The sequence below is a fragment of the Haploplasma axanthum genome (assembly GCF_900660745.1).
GTDB classification, from domain to species: domain Bacteria; phylum Bacillota_I; class Bacilli_A; order Acholeplasmatales; family Acholeplasmataceae; genus Haploplasma; species Haploplasma axanthum.
This window is the reverse complement of record NZ_LR215048.1, coordinates 753,180-772,796: the sequence shown is the minus strand read 5'-3', so window position 1 is coordinate 772,796 and position 19,617 is coordinate 753,180. Positions and strand designations below refer to the sequence as shown.

The following is a 19,617-nucleotide window of genomic DNA, read 5'->3' as shown; positions in this document are numbered from 1 at the left end:
GTGTTATTATAGTTTTGCACACTTAATAATCAAGGAGGATTTTCATGTATGATAATATCATAAAAGTATTAGAAATTGAACACTTAAGTCATAAAATTGAATCTATTGATGCAGTATCAACTGATGGAATTGTTAGTTTTCATATTAAGCTTAAAAAAGAAACTATTCCATGCCCTTTATGCAATGGAATTACCACTACACATGACTACCAAAATAAAAATATAACTCATAGTATTTCTACAAATAGAAAATCTTATATTATTTATCGTAGTAGAAGATATCGATGTTTAATATGTAAAAAACGTTTCTTTGAATCTAATCCCTTTACTATTAAGAAAGATAGAATTAGTCATTACACCAAACTATCTATTTTAGAACACTTAAAGAATCCTTCTAATACATTTACTAGTGCTTCTACTATCTTTAACATTTCTACTAAAACTGTTATTGATATTTTTGATGATTATGTTGATCCAAATAGAAATATATTACCTAAGTTTTTATGTATCGATGAATTTCATGTTTCAAAAAGGACTAAACATCCTTATGCTTGTCTATTCTTAGATTTTGAAACAAAAAAAATAATTGATGTTTTAAAAACTCGTCATAAATCATATCTATTAGAATATCTATCTAGTCTTAAACATACTGAATTAGATAGTGTTAAAGTAGTTATTATTGATATGTGGAAGCCTTATAAAGACGTTATATCTAAAGTTATGCCTAAAGCTTTAATAGCTATTGATTCTTTTCATGTTATTAAACATATTAATGATATCGTTAATAAGCATCGTATTAAAGTAATGAATAAATATGCTGGTAATATTGAGTTTAAAACTTATAAGAATGATAAATATTATATGTTAAAGAAGTTTCATTATTTCTTTACTAAAGAATACGATAATATCTATAATGGTTATATTTCTATTCCTAAGTTTAGAATTAGTCTTAATAAATCTTCTATTAAAGATTTTCTTTTATCCATTGATGATGATTTAACTGAAGTTTATAAAATCAAGGAAGAATATCGTGAGTTTAATAGAAACACTAATTTTGATGATGCTAAAGAATTATTATCTGATTTAATTACTAAATATCGTAATCACAGGTTAGAAGATATTAGATCTTTTGGTAAATTACTTTCTAATTGGAAAGATGAGATTATTAATTCCTTTATTAAATCTGATTCTAACAGAAGATTATCTAATGGTCCAATTGAAGGTACTAATTCTAGAATAAAGACTATTATTAAGACTAGTAATGGGATTAAAAGTTTTAAGAGATTAAGAGCTAGAATCATTTATTCTATTAATAAAGATGTGGCTCTTAAAATACCTGAATAATAATATATAAGTGTGTAAAAAAAATCGACTTCCATATATAAATGGTTGGCGATTTTTGTTATTAGACCCCAGATTATTACAAAGGCTATTTTCTCAATACCCCAGTTTATTACTAAGAGCCCGAAATACCGTTTAATATTCTATGATTTTATTTTTTGATACCATTTGACTCCCATAGTGCTTAATAATATATATTCTAACACTGTAATAATTATTATTATTCCTAAAACAATTAAAAGACCTATTTCAAGATCAATCGCGTTTCCTAAAACAAAAGTTAGCGCAACTAAAGCTCCCATTAGAATCATTCCTATAAGCATTGTAATAAAGACACTTAAGCTTTGTTTAACTGCTTTAATTGGTAAGTCCCAATCTAGTTTAGGAAATTTAAGATTAATAAGTAATCCTAATATTGCTGTATGTATTAATAAAGCGGTTAAAACTGCAAACATTAAAACACTTATAAGTATACTTGGTTGCATCATTATGATAATTAAAATGACTGATATATATCCTAAAACAACTGATGGAATAAAATCAACCAAAGCTTTAGAGAAAAAGATTTGTTTTTCAGTTGCTGGACTAGTTTTTAAAATCCATAATTTCTTACCTTCAATACTAAATGTAACAGCTGTTGCTGGGGATAATGTTCCCATAAAGATAGTGATTGCAAACATAATTAAAGCAAATATATCAGTTTGTATAGTGCCTAATTGTGACCTAAGTTGAAAATACATTAAACCCATTAAAAATACTCCAGCTACTTTACTCCCTAACGTATTCATAACATATACTGGGATTGAAAAGAATTTTTTAAACTCCATTTTAGTTAGTAATTTAATGATTCCAGTTTGTTTTTTATCAATTGTTTTTTCATCGAATTTTGTGCTATTTCTTGTAGTACTAAGACTTGTATTAATTCTTAAATAAAACTTTCCAGTCACATGTATGAATATAATAAATGGAATAACACTTAGTGCAATAAAGGATAGATGATAGATAAGTCTTCCTGTTGTTAATGCTTCTTTAGCAATGTATGCTGGGTAATAAATATATTTTATTTGTTTATCTAGAGCTACAAAAAGATTCGCAGTTTGATCATCAGTTCCACCTTGGAAATTCAAAAATAATATTCCTAAAAAGAAAGCTAAATATCCTATTATTGATATTAAATTTTTGTATTTAAATCTTGATAGTAAAGTTGCAAATAAATATGATACAAAACTAAATATTGAAATAATCAGTAATGGTAATAGTAAAAAAACTAAAATTGCTGTTATCCAATATAGGAATGTTGTTTGAACATAAATCGCATAAACAACAATCATTGGAATAAAAGTAAATGATAATGTTAAATATGTTGTTACTATAAATGAAAGTATTTTGGCAAGCGTAATTGAACTTGTTGGGATAGGTAGGGATGCTAATAAATCAAAGTCTTTTGCTCTAAATAAATATGCATTTGCTCTAACTACTACTGTCATTAAAAGTAATATCCCACCGGATATTAATCCTCCAGATAGTACAACACTTGGTCCTACATCTTCACCTAGTTGTCGAACAACTTGAAAAAACATAAATCCAATAAAAAAGTAAATAAAACATAGTCCTATTAATAAAGTCAATGAACCAACAATAATCGAAGTTTTATTTTTCTTTCTAAATAGTTTATTCAAACCTAATTGATTAATTAGATTGATTTTTATTAGGTTTAAAAATCTACTCACTATCAGTCATCTCCATAAATACAGTTTCTAATGATTTATCTCCTTTAACTTCATTCATTGTTCCAATCTTCATTATTTTACCTTTTTTTATAATTGCAACGTGATCACAGAATTTCTCTGCGACTTCTAAAACGTGAGTTGAAAAGAAAATAATTGAACCTGCATCTGCCATTTCTTTCATTAAAGTCTTCATTTTAAAAGTAGCGTTTGGATCCAAACCTACAAAAGGTTCATCTAAAATTAAAAGTTTTGGATGTCTAATAAATGCTGAAATTAATGCAAGTTTTTGTTTCATTCCATGTGAATAAGAACTTATTAAATTCCCTAAATCTTCATATATTTCAAAATCTCTTGAATATTTAACAATATCATCATTTCTTTTTTCTACATCTAATTTGTAAATGTTTGCTATAAAATTTAAATATTGAATTCCTGTTAAATTATCATATAATTCTGGATTATCTGGAATATATGCAGTCATTTTCTTGAATTCAATTGGTGCATTTTTAATATTGACTCCATCTAAAAGAATTTCTCCTTCTTCAAATGAAAGAATACCTACTATTGATTTAATTGCTGTTGTTTTTCCTGCTCCATTATGACCAATAAATGCAAATATTTCACCATTTGCAATATTCACATTGACATTATCTAATGCTTTAATTCCTGGAACGTAACTCTTTGATAAATTTTTAATCTCTAACATCACTTATCTCCTTCTTGTTTTATATTATTTTTATTTTAACTTAAAAAAATAAAAAAGCCAAGTGCTAATATCATTTACTTGGCATTTTATTTATAAAGTCTAATAATTTGTCATAATCTAAGTGTTGATTAATTTCTTGTGCATATTCATCATAGATTATTTCACGTTTGTTATTTAATACGAATACACTTCTTGCTAGTAATTTTAACTCATTAATAAGTGTTCCATATTTCAATCCAAATTCATTATATAGATAGTCACTTAAAACTGTTATACCTTCTAATTCTACAGCTTCGCACCATCTTTCTTGTGCATATGGAAGATCATTACTAATTGTAATCACTTTGATATCCAAGTCATCTCTTTTAATAACTTCTTCGTGTAAAGTTTTAGTTTGTAAGTCACATACCGGTGTATCTAATGATGGAACTACGTTTATAACAATGTAGTTATTCTTAAAATCACTTAAACTTACATCTTCCAAATCTTTATTTACTGCTTTAAAATTAGGAGCTATATCACTAACTTTTAATTCTTTTGCTGCTAGTGTAATTGGTCTACCTTTATATGTTCTCATTTGAATCCCTCCAATTTAGAAATATTATACCATAAAAAAGTTTTTAAAAAAAGAGACTCCCAAGAAAAGGTCTCAGGAGTCAAATAAGGGGATCTATTGTGTACTTGAGTACACTTAATAGGGGATAAGTAGCATCCGTTTATCGGATGCACAATTATATTAACACTTTTTATATTGAAAGTAAAGTTTTTTGTTTTAACTTTGCTTTTTTGTATCTAAATTATGTTATTTTCCTCATTTTTTTCATTTTTTTCGATATTTCTAGTATACCTACAAGTAGGAAAATTACTACATCCAATAAATGGACCATTTTTACCATTTCTTAAGACTAATGGTTGTCCACATAAAGGACATGCTTCATCTAAAACTTCTGGTCCAATCTTCTTCATATTGATATTTGCGTGATCAATCATTGGAATAAATGCGTTATAAAAATCTGCTAATAACTTAATATCATCTGCCTTACCTTCAGAAACCTTATCTAAGTTTTCTTCCATTGCTGATGTATAATTAACATTAATAATATCTTTGAAAAACTCATCTAATTGTTCAACAGTTAATATTCCTTGTTTAGTTGGTATTAGTTTTTTCTTTTCAACTGTTAAATAATTTCTATCAGCTGATTTTAATGTTTGAATTGTTTGAGCATATGTTGATGGTCTCCCAATTCCTAATTTTTCCATTTCTTTAATTAAACTTGCTTCTGTATATCTTGATTTAGGTTGTGTTTCTTTTCTAATTGGATTAACTGCGCTAGCGTTTAACTTATCACCAACATTTAATTTAGGTAGAATAACATCTTTTGTTTTTTGATCATCGTAAACTTCTAAGAAACCTTTGAACACTTCACGAACACCAGAAACATCATATAGATTTCCGTTAGCATCAAAAATAACTTTTGTTCTTTCAAAAATAGCGTTACTCATTAAACTTGCAAGTGCTCTATTATAGATTCTTTCATATAATCTATGTTGATATTTATCTAAGTATTGTTCCATTTTTTTAGGAGTTAACTTTAGTGAAGTAGGTCTAATACCTTCATGGGCATCTTGACTACCTTCCTTTTTTTCATAATGGTAAGTACCAACATAATCATTACCATATTTATCTTTTATTACGTTTAATGCATCTTTAATAAAGATATCTGATAATCTTGTTGAATCAGTACGCATATATGTAATTAAACCTGTTATTTCACCATCAATTTCAATACCTTCATAAAGTTGTTGTGCTAAAGCCATTGTTCTAGCACCACTTAAATTCAAGTTAATATTTGCATCTTGTTGTAATGTTGATGTTGTAAAAGGTGGTTTTGGTGAACGTTTTGTTTCTTTTACTTCAATGTCTTTAATAACGAATGGATTCGTTGAATTCTTAACGATTTCCATTGCTTCATCTTTTTTAATTCTTTGATTTGCTTTTATTATATAATTAGCTTTAAACTCTTCAAAAACTGCTTCTATTTCATAGTATTCTTCTGGAATAAACGCAAGAATTTCTTTTTCTAAATCAACAATTAACTTTAAAGCTACACTTTGAACACGTCCAGCAGATTTTGATTTTATCTTTTTTTGTAACAATGTTGATAATTTAAACCCAATAATACGATCTAGTGCTCTTCTTACTTCTTGTGAGTGAACTAAATCCATATCAATCTCTCTTGGTTTATCAATTGCTCCTAATATTGCCGGTTTTGTAATTTCTGTAAATACAATTCGATTCTTTTGATCTATATCTAAATTTAAAACATCTGCAATATGCCAAGCAATTGCTTCTCCTTCACGGTCAGGGTCGGTTGCAATTAAAACTTCACGGTTTTTAGCAGCTTTTTTTAACTCATTAACTACTTTAGTCTTTCCCTTACTAATTTGATAATCTGGTTTAAAATTATTATTAACATCTAATCCTAATCCACCTGGACCAGAAGTAGCTAAATCGCGGATATGACCAACTGATGATAAAACTTGATATTCTTTTCCTAAATAAGAATTAATTGTTTTAGCTTTTGATGGTGATTCCACTATTACTAGTTTTTCAGTCATTAATATACCTCATTTCCTTATTAATTATATATTTTAAAAAATCTTTGTCAAGTAAAAAAATCATAGTTTTTTATTATATATTTATATACTATATAATATATATTGTTTTTTTCATTTACTTTTTTAAAGATTAAAAAAAGCAATTCTTATGATAATTGCTTCATTTTTGGTAATAAGAATCAATTGGTGCAAATGTCTTTCTGTGGATTGCACATGGACCAAATTCTTTAATTCTTTCTTTATGAATTTTTGTTAAATAGCCTTTATGTTTTTCAAATGCATAGTTTGGATAGAGAATTGAGTATTCTTTCATTAATCTATCTCTAGTTACTTTCGCGATTACTGAGGCAGCAGCAATTGAAATTGATTTTTGATCACCTTTTATAATACTTAATGTTTTGAAATTACAGTTTAATTTAACTGCATCAATCAAAACATATTCAGGTTTAACTTTCAGATTTTCAATTGCTAATGTCATAGCTTTTTTAGTTGCTTCTAAAATATTAATTTCATCAATTATTGTCTCATCAATAATCCCAACTCCAAAAGCAATTGCATTTTCAATTATGTCAGTAAAAGCTTTTTCTCTTTGTTTCTCACTCATTTTTTTTGAGTCATTGATATATCCATAATGGAAATCATTTCTTAATATTACTGCTGCAGCAACGACCGGTCCAGCAACTGGTCCTCTTCCTGCTTCATCAACACCAGCAATATAAGTTATTCCTTTTTTTATTAAATCATTTTCATATTCTCTCATAATAAATCAAACGTTAATTCTCCTAGTTGTTTTGTTCTTAAGTCGTTTAAAACAATCATATAAACACGATCATAATCAATATCTCCACGACTAATTAATGCGCCACGCTTTTTTCCAATAATATCTAAAACTTCAACATACTCACTATTTTCTGTAATTTCATCACTATATCTTTCTTTAAGTCTTGAAAGATAATTTGTTTGTAAAAATTGTATTGCGTGATGAGTAACATCATCAAGTGGTAAAATATTATCTTTAATTGCACCTGTTACTGCTAAATTATAACCAACAGTTTCATCTTCAAACTTTGGCCATAAAACACCAGGCATGTCTAAAAGATCAAACCCATTTGCAAGTTTAACCCATTGTTTGCTTCTTGTAACCCCTGGTGTATTACCAGTTCTAGTACTTTTTCTATTTGAAAGAGTATTAATTAAGGTTGATTTTCCAACATTCGGAATACCAAGTACCATTGTTTTTATGCTTCTTTGTTTTAATCCTTTATTTTGTTCACGTTCAATTTTTTCTTTTAAAACTTCTTCAGCAGTTGTTTTTAAAAGATTAACATTTTTTCCACTTTGAGCATCAATTTCTAAACAAGTAAAACCTTTTTGTTCGTAATATTCAATCCATTTTTTCAGTTTACTTTTATCTGCTAAATCCATTTTATTGAATAAAATAATTGTTGGCTTATTACCAAGTACTTTTTGAATTTCTGGATTCATACTTGAAAAAGGAATTCTTGCATCAACTAGAACAAAAATTATGTCCATAAGTTTAAGATTCTCTTTTATTTCTTTAAAAGACTTAAACATATGTCCAGGATACCAATTTATTTGTTGATAACGATTATTCTTTTCCACTATAATCACCTAACGCTCTTCCAATTATTCTTTTTGTTGACAATACTCCAAAACTTCTGCTATCACTTGAACGACTTTCATTATCGCCAAGTAAAATAACCTCGTACTTTTTCAATACATAGTTATTATTATTACTATTGATCGTTTTTCTTAGTTCGTCATTTAATCTTAACTGATATTTTTCTCCATAATGATTTGTATATAATTGATCATTAATATATAAATACATCATTGAATCTTCTTCTTTTATTGATAACTTATCGCCTTCAACAGCTGCTACTCGCTTAATTATTAAGTCACTAGTTCGCTTATAGACAACAACATCTTCTTTTTTAGCCGTATATCCAAATGTAAATATATATACATGTTTATTTTCTTTAATTGTTGGTTCCATTGATGTTCCATCAACTCTTGCAGAGAAAAAGAAGAATGAAGTAATTATTAAAAACACAGAGACAACAACAGAAATAAATGCTATCCAATCAACAAATTCATTCTTAGTTTTTTCAGTTATTATTTTTTCCGTTTCTTCATCATTTGATTCTTCAATAATTGTTTCTTCACTCTCAGTTTTAACAAATAATAAAACTGCTAAACCTATTAAAATTGATATAAAAAGAAAAGTTGTTTTTAGAGAAGTTGTATTATTTGAAACATTAAAAATCAAAAGAATTAATGAAAATAAACAATTAAAAGCTAGTATTGATACATATATTATTTTATTTTTTCTACTCATGATTTTTTATTATTTCCTCTAATTCTTCTAAATTAACTAATACTTCTCTTGCTTTTGTTCCTAAATTTTCAGAAACTATTTGATAGTTTTCAAGTAATTTCATTATTGTTTGTGCTCGATTAAAACTAATTGAGAATTCTTGCATAATACGGTTTATTGATGCTGTTCTTGTTTCAACAACATAGTATGCAACTGGTTCAAACAAATCATCTTTCTCAACTTGTTTAAATTCAACACGATGTTTTAAATCATCATGTTTTAAAATGTAATCTGCTTCACGCATATCTCTAATATAGTCAGTTAATTTGTATATTTCATCATCAGGAATATATGCCCCTTGAAGTCTATGAGGTCTATCAACTTCTTTTAATAACATATCTCCTTTTCCAAGCAATCCTTCAGCACCAGCGCCATCAAGGATTGTTGTTGAATCAACATATGAAGCAACTTTAAAAGCAATTCTTGCTGGAATATTTGACTTAATAGTTCCCTTAACAACATCTGTTGTCGGTCTTTGAGTAGCAACAATTAAATGAATCCCTGCAGCCCTTGCTTTTTGAGTTATTCTTTGAATAGCATCTTCTACATCACTTGCAGCAGCCATCATTAAATCAGCTAACTCATCAATAACTACAACGATATAAGGCATTCCTGGCTCATCAACTATTCCTCTTTTAACATTATCGTTATATGACTTTATATCTCTACTTCTGTTATTAGCAAATATTCTATATCGCTTTTCCATTTCATCAACAGCCCATTTAAGTGCTTGTGCTGCCATTTTAGCATCTGTAATTACTGGTGTAATTAGATGTGGAAGATCATTATATGCATTAAGTTCTACCATTTTAGGATCAATTAAAATAAGTTTTAATTCATCTGGAGAATTCTTAATTAATAAACTTGCTAATACCGTATTTATACAAACACTCTTACCACTATTTGTCGCTCCTGCAATAAGACCATGAGGCATTTTAGTAATATCAACGTAAACATTCTTACCATCAATATCAACACCAAGTGCTACTTGTAACGGTTTATCATGAGCTTCTAAAAACTCTTTATCATCAACAACATTTCCAAATGCCACTATTTCCGGATTAACATTTGGCACTTCTAATCCCACATATGGTTTTCCAGGAATTGGTGCCTCAATTCTTAATGATTTTGCCTTTAAATTCATCATTAAGTTATCAGAAATATTACTAATTCTATTAACATTCACTCCTGGTTGTAGTGAAATCTCATATCTTGTTACAGTTGGTCCTTTGGTACTTCCAATAACGGTCGCTTCAATTCCAAAGTCTGTTAGTGTCGCATTAATTATTTCTATTTGTTCTAACAACCAGGCTGGTTTAGATTCTTGATCTCTAGTCATCTTTTTAAACATTGTAACCGGAGGTTTTACATACTTTTTATTATTTCCAACTTTTTGAACTTTTGGTTTTTCAACTATTTTAGGTTTTTCTATTTCTTTAACTTCTTCAACAAACTCATCTTCAAAATTACCTCTAACTACCATTGGTTGCTCACGTTTATGTAAATCAATTTTAGGTTCTGAGTTTTCATTTAATACTGGATCTAAGTTTATATTTTTAGGCTTCTCATTAATTTTGAAAACAGGTTCTTCTTTTTCTTCGTGATTACTTATGATAGGAATAATCTTTCTAGGTTCAATAACTTCAACAGTTTTCTCTTCTTCGTCTTCAATAATCACTCCACCTAAATACTCTTCTCTAGATTTATTAGTTATGATATTAAATTCACGATATTCATCACGACTATTCTTTGGTTTATCTCTAAATGCATCCAGTCTCTTTCCGCTATCTCCTAAACCTTCTGGAGACTTAGGGATTACAACTTTATCTGGAACTTTATTACCAAAAATAGGTGACACAAATCTAGATAAATCATCTTCTTTTTTACCTTTACGAATACCTACTAATTTAACAAATTGGTGGATTTTAAAATCTGGACGATATACAGATTTATATATTTTTTTATTCTCACTCATCTTCAACATCCTCCTCATTCAAATTTTCTAAATCACTCTTAATTCCAGCATACAAATCATCAACGCTAGTTGAAATGTCAATATCTTTATTAAAGACTTTTTTAGAGTATATCTTATACGTTTCTTCGCCAGTAATAGCTATTACAGATAATCCTATTTTTACTATTATTATGTCTAGCGCTTTATTAACAGTTACTTTTTTTATCCAATAAAATGGATTAACTGCATTAACAACCTTCATAGTTGATGATATTACTTTAGCAATTCCAGTCTTCTTAGCAGATTTAACTAATCTACTTTCCTCAATTTTAGTTTTTGTATTATTAAGTTCAATAATCTTTCTAATTGTCATACCTCTAAATAAGCGTAATATTTTTCCGCTAATTAATTGATCAACACGATTAGTTATATAATGAACTAACTCTAATGTCTCATCAATCGTTAATTCTAAATATGGGTATGGTGAATCAGGATAAAATTTCTTTGATATATCATAAGCAAGTTCTTTCGACTCTCTTAATAAGAGATTTCCAAAACCAACTTTTTGTCTAGTTTCTTTATTTTTAAATTCTTTCTGTGCTTCAGCTATTAGCCATTTTATTTCTTCTTCATCAATATCTTCCTCTTGAACTTTATTAAGTCGCAATTCTTTATTTAAACCTCTTAGAACTGCATACAGATAAATAAGTAATAAAAGTAAAAAACCAACTCCAACACCTGTAAAAAAGGTAATTATCGTTTTCCAATCAATAGTTATCTGTCCAATTTTTAATAAAAACGTCATAATTTTACCCCTTTCCTTTTAAATATTATATCATATATAATTATTTAAATTGTTATAATATGATATCTATGTTAGAATTATTACAAATGTGTGTAGGATGTGAATTGATGAAGAATTTAATAGCTCTTGACTTAGATGACACATTATTAACAAGTCAAAAAAATATTAGTCCATTAACTAAAGAGGCAATAATCAATCTCTCAGATAAAGGTTATAAATTTGTGATTGCAACCGGAAGAAGTTTTAATGGAGCAAAAAAATATCATAAAGAATTAAACCTTGAGACCCCAATTGTTTCTAATAACGGAAGTTTAGTAACTTTCCCTGATGGTAAAAAATTGGCAGAATATATGCCTGAATCTGAAATAAAAGATATTATTGATAGTATTAAAGAGTATGCAGTAACAATCATTATTAACCTTGAAGACTCAATCCATAGTCATAATTTTAATAAGGAACTTGAAGTTTTATTTAATGGTGCTTCAATTAATGAAATTGTTGAGTTAGATTTTAATAATATTCCAAAAAATGTTTTAAATTTAGTTGTTTTAATTAACGAAGAAAATCGTACTAAATTTGAAAAAATATTTGAAAACAAAAGAATAAAACAACGTTATTGGGGAACTTATGATGGTGAATGCTTCTATGATCTTTACTTAAGTGATATTTCCAAATATTCAGCATTAAAAAAAGTTCTAAACCATTATAATCTTACTAAAGATGATTTAATTGCTTTTGGAGATAGCTCAAACGATATTGAGATGTTAAGTAATGCAAAAATTGGAATTGCTATGAAAAACGCTCATAAACATGTTAAAGAAAAAGCAAATGAAGAAACTGATTTTGATAACAATAATGATGGTATTGGCCATTATCTTAAAACTTTTATCTGAAAAATAGAGACTTTCAATTAAAAGTCTTTTTTTATTACAATTCACTCCAACTCCTTCTTATTACATAAAAAAGAGAATGATTTAAAAATCACTCTCAACACTTAATAATTTAACTCGTTTATTCCTTTTCTCTAAAATTAGGACTATAGATTGTTAATTCTTTTTTTCTTGTTAATAATTCATCAACAAATCTCCATGAATTTTCAATTTCATCCCATCTTAAAAACTTTTCTTTTTCAAAGGCAATCGCAGATAAAATCAATTTACCATATTCATCTTCAATATTTTCAAAAACATATCTATTATTAATATTTTCTCCAAGAATTTTTGTAGATAGAAGCAATGAACTATCTGGATTAACAGTAAGTAATAAACTGCTACCATCTTTTAAGTTCATCTTTATATAGGTTTCTTTAGCATCTAGTTTTTTTCCTGTTAGTACTTTAATTGGAACTTTTTTAAACTTGTTATTAACAAATAACTCAACAGCTAATAGTGTTTCTGTTAAAGAATTTTCATTAACATTCGTTTCCTTCAAATATCCTTTATATTGTCCAAAAACTAAAGTTTCTTTTTGATACTTTAATTGTTTTAACACTTTAACTTTTTCATTAATAATCGTTTCATGGTCAAACTTCCCTGGCTTTTTCATTGTTAGTAGCGTTACAATTTGTAAAATATGACTTTGGAACATATCTTTTACTGCACCAGTTGAATCATAGAAACTACCACGATTTAAAATACCATCTTTTTCTTTAACAACGATTTCAATGCTGCTTAAATTTTTAGGTGAAAAAACTGATTTTAAAATATCATTTTCAAATCTAAGTTTTAAAATACTATCCACCATTTTTTTACCTAAATAATGATCAATACGATAAATTTGTTTTTCACTAAAATTCTTCCATAATTCTTCATTTATTTTATGAGCAGTTCGATAACTTGAACCAAAAGGTTTTTCAAAAATTACACTTTGATTCAAGTTGTTTTTTTCAATTATTTTTTGTTCACTGATAATATTTGATACGTCAATCATTAATTCTGGTGAAACAGCTAAATAGTGAATTACTCTAGTTTTATCACTACTATTTTGATCTAATAGTTCTTTAAGACCAACATAATCATTCTTATCAGTTATTTGCATTTTATAATATTCTGTAATATTTTTTAAAAGTTCAATATCTAATTTTTCATTATGAGACTTAACAAATTCCAAATATGCATCTGTAGTAAAATCTCTACGACCTAATGCAACTAAAAGGAGATTATTATTTATATGTTCTTTTTTATATGAATCAATTATTGCAGGTAAAAGTTTCCTAAATGTTAAATCACCTGTTGATCCATATAATACAATTATGACTTCTTTTTTCATTTTTTCTTGTATATTGCGTGACCGCCAAATACCTTTCTCATTGCTGCAACACTTTTTTCACTAAATTTACTTAAATCACGTGATTTATATCTTACAAACAATGAATTTGTAATTACTGGCATTGAAACTTCAAGTCTTAATGCTTCTTCAACAGTCCATTTTCCTTCTCCTGAATCATCAATTCTTCCTTCTAGAGTTTCAAGTTTAGGGTCATTTTTAAAAGCTTCATGCATATATCCGATTAGTGCTGATTCAATAATTGATCCATGATTCCAAACTTTTGTTAGTTTTTCAAAATCAACATCATATTGAGACTTTTCAACTAATTCTAATCCTTCACCTATTGCTTGCATCATTCCATATTCTATTCCATTATGAACCATTTTAACATAATGACCAGCGCCTGCCTCACCAAAATAACCATAACCATTTTCAATTGAGATATCAACAAACACTTGTTCAATTTCTTTAACAACATTATAATCTCCACCAACCATTAAACAAGCACCGTTTCTTGCACCATATGTTCCACCTGATGTTCCAACATCAATGAAGTTTAAACCTTGTTCTTTTAGTTCATGATATCTTTTAACTGATAAGTTATAGTTTGAATTTCCTGCATCAATGATAATATCGCCTTTTTTTAAAAAGGGTTTAATATCTTCAATAACATTTGTAACAAATTGATTTGGAACTAACATCCAAACAACTATTTTTTCATTTCCTTCACGTTCTAAAACTTCTTTATAACTATTTTTAATTTCAATTTTTGTATTAATTAGTTTTTTTCTTGTTTCTTCGCTTATATCATATCCATATACTGTATGTTTATGATCAATCAAATTTAAAGCTATATTTTCGCCCATTTTTCCTAGGCCAATCAATCTAATTTTCATAATTACCTCCTAAATACTTTTCTATTATATCATTTTTTTGTTTATCCTATTTCAAATATAACACATATGCTCTGTATTTTAAAACCAAAAGTAAAAAAAGACCAAATGGCCTTTTAAAATTCTGCAAATCTCTTTCCAAACTCTAAACAGCTATCTTCTTCTTCAGTTGATGGTGTTGAATTTATGATTAAGCCTTTTTCAAATAAGATTGCCCCAGTATTTGCGACTCTCTCTTCCCAAGCTTCCATCCATTCTCCATCGCCCCATCCATATGATCCAAATAAAGCTATTTTTTTATCAGTTAGTTGTGTTTCAATTTCTTCAAAGAATGGTTCAAATTCTTCTTCTTCAAGTTCTTCGATTCCCATTGAGGGACAACCAAAAGCAATCTTGTCGTACTCTAAGACAGCCTCAACTGATGCTTCATAAACTTGTAGCATATTAGTCTCATATCCAGATTCTTCTAACCCTTCTTTGATTTTATCTGCCATTATTTCAGTATTACCGGTTCCACTCCAATATACAATAACCGCTTTTTCCATTTTTACACCTACTTTTTATCAATTGATATTATATCATTTTTTTAGATTTTGTCAAAATTAATAGTCTTTTTTCTAGACTGAACATAGATATATATAATCATAATTAAGCCTGTAATTGTAATAATAACTTGAATATAAATATTTATTTTATTTTTATTGTTTTCATCAACAATCTCAATTATTTGGATAATTTCTGTGTAATTTCCTCTTATGTCATATCCAATATATTTAATTTCGTTTTTTCCAACTTTTGTAGTATCGATTACTTTAGGATAATACTCATATCTAACAACATCTTCTCCAATTATTATTCCGTCTAATGGTGACCAATAATCATTCTTATTCATCGTTATATTTGTAAAATCTATTTTGATATTCTTTCTTTTATCTACATAGAAATTCATTGTTTTTATTGTTTCATTGTATGCTTCATCTTTTAGAATAAAATCAACTTGATATTTACCTATTTTCTCATAATCAATACTACTCTTTATTTCTATTTCCAGTTTATCTTTTATAGTATAATTATCTTTATATTCTTTAATTAGTTCTCGAAGATTTGGTATTTGATCACCAACAAAATAATAATATTCATCCTGATACAAATTAATAATTGGTATTTCATTATCAATAATATAAACATCTGCTTTAATAAGTTTTTGATTATTAGATTTATCTTTAAATATAAATTCACAAGTCGTTACTCCCGTTTTAAAATAATCAATATTAGTTTTTATTTCAAGAATAATATCAGTTGAATCATCATAATTATCGGTTATTTCAAAAAAACTCTTATAAAAATCATTATCTTTATATGTAAAATCTGTAATAATTATTTCGTTTTTTTGTACTATTTCAGGAGGTATCATATCTTGAATTATAACATCAAAATATTCAATTCTTTTATTTTTACTTGAATCAGTAACAGTTAAACCTAAAGTATATATACCAATCTTTTTAAAGTTAATATTACTAATATCAAATTTAATTGTTAAATCATCATATTCATCATAATTATCGGTTATTTCAAAATAATTATTCCAAAAGATATTTGAATCAAAAACATCAATTTCCAAATTCTTTTTAAGTTTTATTGTTGGTTTTTTTAAATCTTTAACTTCCAAAATCATTTTCTTACTTATCTCGTTATTACTCTTATCTACTATTTTATAGATAACTTCATATTTACCAATTTTTGATAAATCAACATCCTCAAAAACTTGAATATCGTCCTTAGTTAAAAGATCGTAATTGTCAGATACATATGTTACAAAGTTTTTCAAATCTTTTCTTTCATATTCATTTACTTCAATAACTTTATTAGTATCAACAATTAAGATTGGCTTTACATCATCTATAATTGTTACCTTAGTTTTAAAAAGTGTTGATAATTCACTATTATTAATTGCTGTTATAAAAAGCGGATACTCGCCAAGAATTTCATAATTAACATTTGAATCATCAACAATAATTACTAAATTAGTATCATATACATCTGTATACTTAAAATAATTATGATGATTAAAACTAGTATTAACTGTTATTACAAGATCTTTTTCTTGTTTTATTTCGGGATGTTCTTTACTAATTATTTTGTATACTTTGGTAATTCTTGTCACATTATATGATGGATCCATTATTTCATAAATAATTTCATAATCACCTGGTTTATTAATATTTACATGGTTTAAATTTAAAACTTTAACAGTTAATTCTTCTGTTTTATAATAATTATCTTTATATATTAATCCTGAAACTATTTCTTTTTCTGTTAAAAGTTTTGTTTTAACAGGCATTACTATTTCTGGAATTTTAATAATTTCTGGTGGTTTATTATCAATAATATTAAAGATTATTTCCTCATCAAAGCTAATATCGAGTTCAGAATATGTTACTCGGTAAATAATTCTAAAAGATTTAACATGTTTACTATTTACAACGCTTAAACTTGTTCTATTAACACCTTTTTCATAATAATAATCAGTGCTTACTAAAAAGTCATTTAAATCATATAAAGAAGCCTCTGGATAATCAACATAGTCATAGATATTATCATTTAATGGAATATCTATCACAGTATTTTTCCAAACAACCTTATACATACTTAATATATTTAAAACTGTCATAATTATTTGCATTTTATCATCTCCTACTTTATATTAATCAGTAAATTCACTTTTTACTTTTATAGTGATATAATATTTATGGTGATAAAATGAAAATATTAATTGGTTCTTATAATAAGAATGTTTATGAACTCATAATAAAGAATAATAAAGTTAACAAAACAAATGTTTATTTAGAAGCATCAAAACCTAGCTATTTAATGAATTTAAATGGGCTCTCTTATATTTATGAGAAAGACAACAAGCAATATATTAAAATTGAAAATGATGATATTCTTCTTAATGAAAAATCATGTCACATTTCATATGATAAAACTAATAATTTAGTTTATAGTTCTCATTATCATGATGGAATTTTAAAAATTCTTTCTAAAGATAAAAATCACTGGGATGTTGTTAATACTCTTAGTTATACTCCCCATTCTCATATTCATTATGCAGAATATATCCCTAGTATAAATAAGGTTGGAGTTTGTGATTTAGGAGATAACAAATTTTATCTTTATGATGTTAAAAACAAAGAATTAAATCTAAGCGTATTATACTCATTTAAAAATAATGAAGGTCCTAGACACTTTACATATAATAAAGATTTACCAATCATTTATATTATTAATGAGTTAACACCTTCAGTATCAGTTTTAGAATTCAGTAATAACAAACTTAACTTATTACAAACAATTAATTTAAGTATAGGTGCTGGTTCCGCAATAAGGATTTCAAAAGACAATAAATTCTTATATGCTGCTGTTAGAGATAGTAATTATATATTTGTTTTTGAAATAGAAAAAAATGGACTTTTGAAAGTTATTCAAAAAATCCATACTAATGGCGATCATCCAAGAGATTTTAATTTAATCGATGATGATAAATATTTACTTGTTGCAAATATGAAAAGTGATAACCTATCATTATATTCAATTAATAATGGGAAACTTACTTTAGAAGATTATAATTATAATTTAGATCGTGGAGCTTCAATTATTTCTATATAACATTCTTATTTCTTTGTTTTAAAAATCTATTATGCTTTTCAAGCAAAGAAACCGTTCCTTTATAATAATGTTCACTCTTATATAATTCACATGCTTCATTAAACAAATAGTCAATTATTATTGCTTCATCTGTTAAAAATTTAGCAATGACAATTTCTTCTTTTATAAATGAGAAAAGTCTTTCATTTGAGTATTTCTTTTTTAAATAATTAATAATTACTTTATATGAATTAGGCATATCAAAATTAGGTTTTGATGATAGTATTTTTACTATCTCATGACCTTTTTTTGTTATATCAAGTGCTATTAAACACATAATATAATAATGAGCATTTAAGTCTTTGATTTTAAGTATTAATTCAACTGCTTTTTCATAATCATTTTTCTTATAAAAATAATGAACAAACCATATATATTCAAAAGACATTTTTTCTGTATTATTTAAAAGATTTAAATGCTCTATTAATACTTCTGTTTCTAATTCTTTAGCTTTAGCTGCTAAGTCATAACTTCTAAGTTTAATTATTTCTTCAAACATATTATAGTTTAATAAGTCTGAAATGACTTTTTCATACATAATATTTGCCTCTGAATAACGTTCACATTTATAGAATGATTTTAATACTATAACCTTTATTTTTAATTGTAGTTCTCTTTGTTCATTAAAAATTAATACATCTTTGTACATATTTATTATTTCTGAATATTGTTCTTTTTTGTAGTAATTAATCATTATTAAGTATAAGTAAAAACACATTTCCTCTTCAGTGAAATATGTATAATATTCAGTTAAATCAATATATTCTTTATGTGCTGCTATCATATCATTTTTGATTAACAAATTATATGTATATTTGATTAATTTTGATTGATAGTCTTTTAAATAAAACACACTATTATACATTTTTTTTAGAATATTGTAATCTTTTAATACTTCTTTTACCCAATCACTTTTCTTGTTTGTGTTTATTTCTTCTTCATTAATCTTTAACCGTTTGATTAACTTAGGTAATATTATATCACTAGGTATTAATTGATTCTTTTCAACTTTACATAAATATGAAATACTACAAATTCCATTTGAAGTATCATCTAGTGTATAATTTCTTTCCTTTCGATAGTGTTTAATGATTGATCCAATTGTTCGATCTTTTTGATCTAACATATTTTGATATTCATTAATAATTTTTCTTATTCTTGTTAAATTCATCCTTTTCACTCCTTATAACTATATTTTC

At 26.4% G+C, this 19,617-nt stretch carries 17 protein-coding genes; 3 read left to right on the top strand and 14 right to left on the bottom strand.

Going from position 1 to position 19,617, the window contains the following annotated elements; all coding sequences use genetic code 11:
- Positions 1-44 precede the first annotated feature (44 nt).
- Complete coding sequence (locus EXC62_RS03615; protein ID WP_129747478.1) at positions 45-1,343, top strand: ISL3 family transposase; 1,299 nt, start codon at positions 45-47, stop codon at positions 1,341-1,343.
- Between the two features lie 140 nt (positions 1,344-1,483).
- Here EXC62_RS03615 and EXC62_RS03610 read toward each other — a convergent pair whose 3' ends face one another.
- The 9 genes from EXC62_RS03610 to EXC62_RS03570 form a co-directional block, all read right to left on the bottom strand.
- Positions 1,484-3,070, bottom strand: coding sequence for a putative ABC transporter permease subunit (locus tag EXC62_RS03610; RefSeq protein WP_026390492.1), 1,587 nt, complete (start codon positions 3,068-3,070; stop codon positions 1,484-1,486).
- Entirely contained in the window at positions 3,063-3,776 is a 714-nt protein-coding gene (locus EXC62_RS03605; protein WP_026390491.1) for an ABC transporter ATP-binding protein, read from the bottom strand. The genes EXC62_RS03610 and EXC62_RS03605 overlap by 8 nt, the downstream gene beginning before the upstream one ends.
- A 70-nt stretch (positions 3,777-3,846) precedes the next feature.
- Positions 3,847-4,353 carry a thiol peroxidase gene (gene tpx / locus EXC62_RS03600; protein ID WP_162140201.1) on the bottom strand — a complete coding sequence of 169 codons (507 nt, stop codon included), beginning with the start codon at positions 4,351-4,353 and terminating at the stop codon, positions 3,847-3,849.
- Positions 4,354-4,568: 215 nt separating this feature from the next.
- Positions 4,569-6,395: a type I DNA topoisomerase gene (gene topA, locus EXC62_RS03595; protein ID WP_052589888.1), complete on the bottom strand. Its 1,827-nt coding sequence runs from the start codon at positions 6,393-6,395 to the stop codon at positions 4,569-4,571.
- A 160-nt stretch (positions 6,396-6,555) separates the two neighbouring features.
- Entirely contained in the window at positions 6,556-7,155 is a 600-nt protein-coding gene (locus tag EXC62_RS03590) for a ribonuclease HII (protein ID WP_162140200.1), read from the bottom strand.
- Entirely contained in the window at positions 7,152-8,018 is an 867-nt protein-coding gene (gene ylqF, locus EXC62_RS03585) for a ribosome biogenesis GTPase YlqF (RefSeq protein WP_162140199.1), read from the bottom strand. The genes EXC62_RS03590 and ylqF overlap by 4 nt, the downstream gene beginning before the upstream one ends.
- The gene (lepB, locus tag EXC62_RS03580; protein ID WP_026390488.1) at positions 8,005-8,754 is read right to left on the bottom strand and encodes a signal peptidase I; all 750 of its coding nucleotides are present in this window, start codon (positions 8,752-8,754) and stop codon (positions 8,005-8,007) included. The genes ylqF and lepB overlap by 14 nt, the downstream gene beginning before the upstream one ends.
- The gene (locus EXC62_RS03575; protein ID WP_052589882.1) at positions 8,747-10,768 is read right to left on the bottom strand and encodes a DNA translocase FtsK; all 2,022 of its coding nucleotides are present in this window, start codon (positions 10,766-10,768) and stop codon (positions 8,747-8,749) included. Before EXC62_RS03575 ends, lepB begins: the two co-directional genes overlap by 8 nt.
- Positions 10,761-11,552: a hypothetical protein gene (locus EXC62_RS03570; protein WP_162140198.1), complete on the bottom strand. Its 792-nt coding sequence runs from the start codon at positions 11,550-11,552 to the stop codon at positions 10,761-10,763. Before EXC62_RS03570 ends, EXC62_RS03575 begins: the two co-directional genes overlap by 8 nt.
- Positions 11,553-11,659: 107 nt before the next feature.
- Here EXC62_RS03570 and EXC62_RS03565 point away from each other — a divergent pair, with 107 nt between their 5' ends.
- Positions 11,660-12,445, top strand: coding sequence for an HAD family hydrolase (locus tag EXC62_RS03565; protein ID WP_162140197.1), 786 nt, complete (start codon positions 11,660-11,662; stop codon positions 12,443-12,445).
- 118 nt (positions 12,446-12,563) lie between these two features.
- On the opposite strand, the gene EXC62_RS03560 is transcribed toward EXC62_RS03565, so the two are convergent.
- From EXC62_RS03560 to EXC62_RS03545, 4 genes are all read right to left on the bottom strand, one after another.
- Positions 12,564-13,820: a glucose-6-phosphate dehydrogenase gene (locus EXC62_RS03560; protein WP_026390485.1), complete on the bottom strand. Its 1,257-nt coding sequence runs from the start codon at positions 13,818-13,820 to the stop codon at positions 12,564-12,566.
- The gene (gnd, locus tag EXC62_RS03555) at positions 13,817-14,716 is read right to left on the bottom strand and encodes a phosphogluconate dehydrogenase (NAD(+)-dependent, decarboxylating) (protein WP_162140196.1); all 900 of its coding nucleotides are present in this window, start codon (positions 14,714-14,716) and stop codon (positions 13,817-13,819) included. The genes EXC62_RS03560 and gnd overlap by 4 nt, the downstream gene beginning before the upstream one ends.
- A gap of 113 nt (positions 14,717-14,829) precedes the next feature.
- A complete protein-coding gene (locus EXC62_RS03550) occupies positions 14,830-15,258 on the bottom strand; it encodes a flavodoxin (protein WP_026390483.1) in 429 nt (142 codons plus the stop codon).
- Positions 15,259-15,299: 41 nt separating this feature from the next.
- On the bottom strand, positions 15,300-17,396 hold the full coding sequence (locus EXC62_RS03545; RefSeq protein ID WP_026390482.1) for a hypothetical protein: 2,097 nt from the start codon (positions 17,394-17,396) through the stop codon (positions 15,300-15,302).
- Positions 17,397-17,473: 77 nt separating this feature from the next.
- On the opposite strand from EXC62_RS03545, the gene EXC62_RS03540 reads away from it, so the two are divergent.
- Positions 17,474-18,379: a beta-propeller fold lactonase family protein gene (locus EXC62_RS03540; protein ID WP_026390481.1), complete on the top strand. Its 906-nt coding sequence runs from the start codon at positions 17,474-17,476 to the stop codon at positions 18,377-18,379.
- On the opposite strand, the gene EXC62_RS03535 is transcribed toward EXC62_RS03540, so the two are convergent.
- A complete protein-coding gene (locus EXC62_RS03535; protein ID WP_026390480.1) occupies positions 18,372-19,589 on the bottom strand; it encodes a helix-turn-helix domain-containing protein in 1,218 nt (405 codons plus the stop codon). The genes EXC62_RS03540 and EXC62_RS03535 overlap by 8 nt on opposite strands.
- Between the last annotated feature and the right edge of the window lie 28 nt (positions 19,590-19,617).

Bases quoted from the DNA above. Each gene is read 5' to 3' on its own strand.
- EXC62_RS03615 (WP_129747478.1), top strand. From the start codon at position 45: ATGTATGATAATATCATAAAAGTATTAGAAATTGAACACTTAAGTCAT.
- EXC62_RS03605 (WP_026390491.1), bottom strand. From the start codon at position 3,776: ATGTTAGAGATTAAAAATTTATCAAAGAGTTACGTTCCAGGAATTAAA.
- tpx (WP_162140201.1), bottom strand. From the start codon at position 4,353: ATGAGAACATATAAAGGTAGACCAATTACACTAGCAGCAAAAGAATTA.
- topA (WP_052589888.1), bottom strand. From the start codon at position 6,395: ATGACTGAAAAACTAGTAATAGTGGAATCACCATCAAAAGCTAAAACA.
- EXC62_RS03590 (WP_162140200.1), bottom strand. From the start codon at position 7,155: ATGAGAGAATATGAAAATGATTTAATAAAAAAAGGAATAACTTATATT.
- lepB (WP_026390488.1), bottom strand. From the start codon at position 8,754: ATGAGTAGAAAAAATAAAATAATATATGTATCAATACTAGCTTTTAAT.
- EXC62_RS03575 (WP_052589882.1), bottom strand. From the start codon at position 10,768: ATGAGTGAGAATAAAAAAATATATAAATCTGTATATCGTCCAGATTTT.
- EXC62_RS03570 (WP_162140198.1), bottom strand. From the start codon at position 11,552: ATGACGTTTTTATTAAAAATTGGACAGATAACTATTGATTGGAAAACG.
- EXC62_RS03565 (WP_162140197.1), top strand. From the start codon at position 11,660: ATGAAGAATTTAATAGCTCTTGACTTAGATGACACATTATTAACAAGT.
- EXC62_RS03560 (WP_026390485.1), bottom strand. From the start codon at position 13,820: ATGAAAAAAGAAGTCATAATTGTATTATATGGATCAACAGGTGATTTA.
- gnd (WP_162140196.1), bottom strand. From the start codon at position 14,716: ATGAAAATTAGATTGATTGGCCTAGGAAAAATGGGCGAAAATATAGCT.
- EXC62_RS03550 (WP_026390483.1), bottom strand. From the start codon at position 15,258: ATGGAAAAAGCGGTTATTGTATATTGGAGTGGAACCGGTAATACTGAA.
- EXC62_RS03545 (WP_026390482.1), bottom strand. From the start codon at position 17,396: ATGCAAATAATTATGACAGTTTTAAATATATTAAGTATGTATAAGGTT.
- EXC62_RS03540 (WP_026390481.1), top strand. From the start codon at position 17,474: ATGAAAATATTAATTGGTTCTTATAATAAGAATGTTTATGAACTCATA.
- EXC62_RS03535 (WP_026390480.1), bottom strand. From the start codon at position 19,589: ATGAATTTAACAAGAATAAGAAAAATTATTAATGAATATCAAAATATG.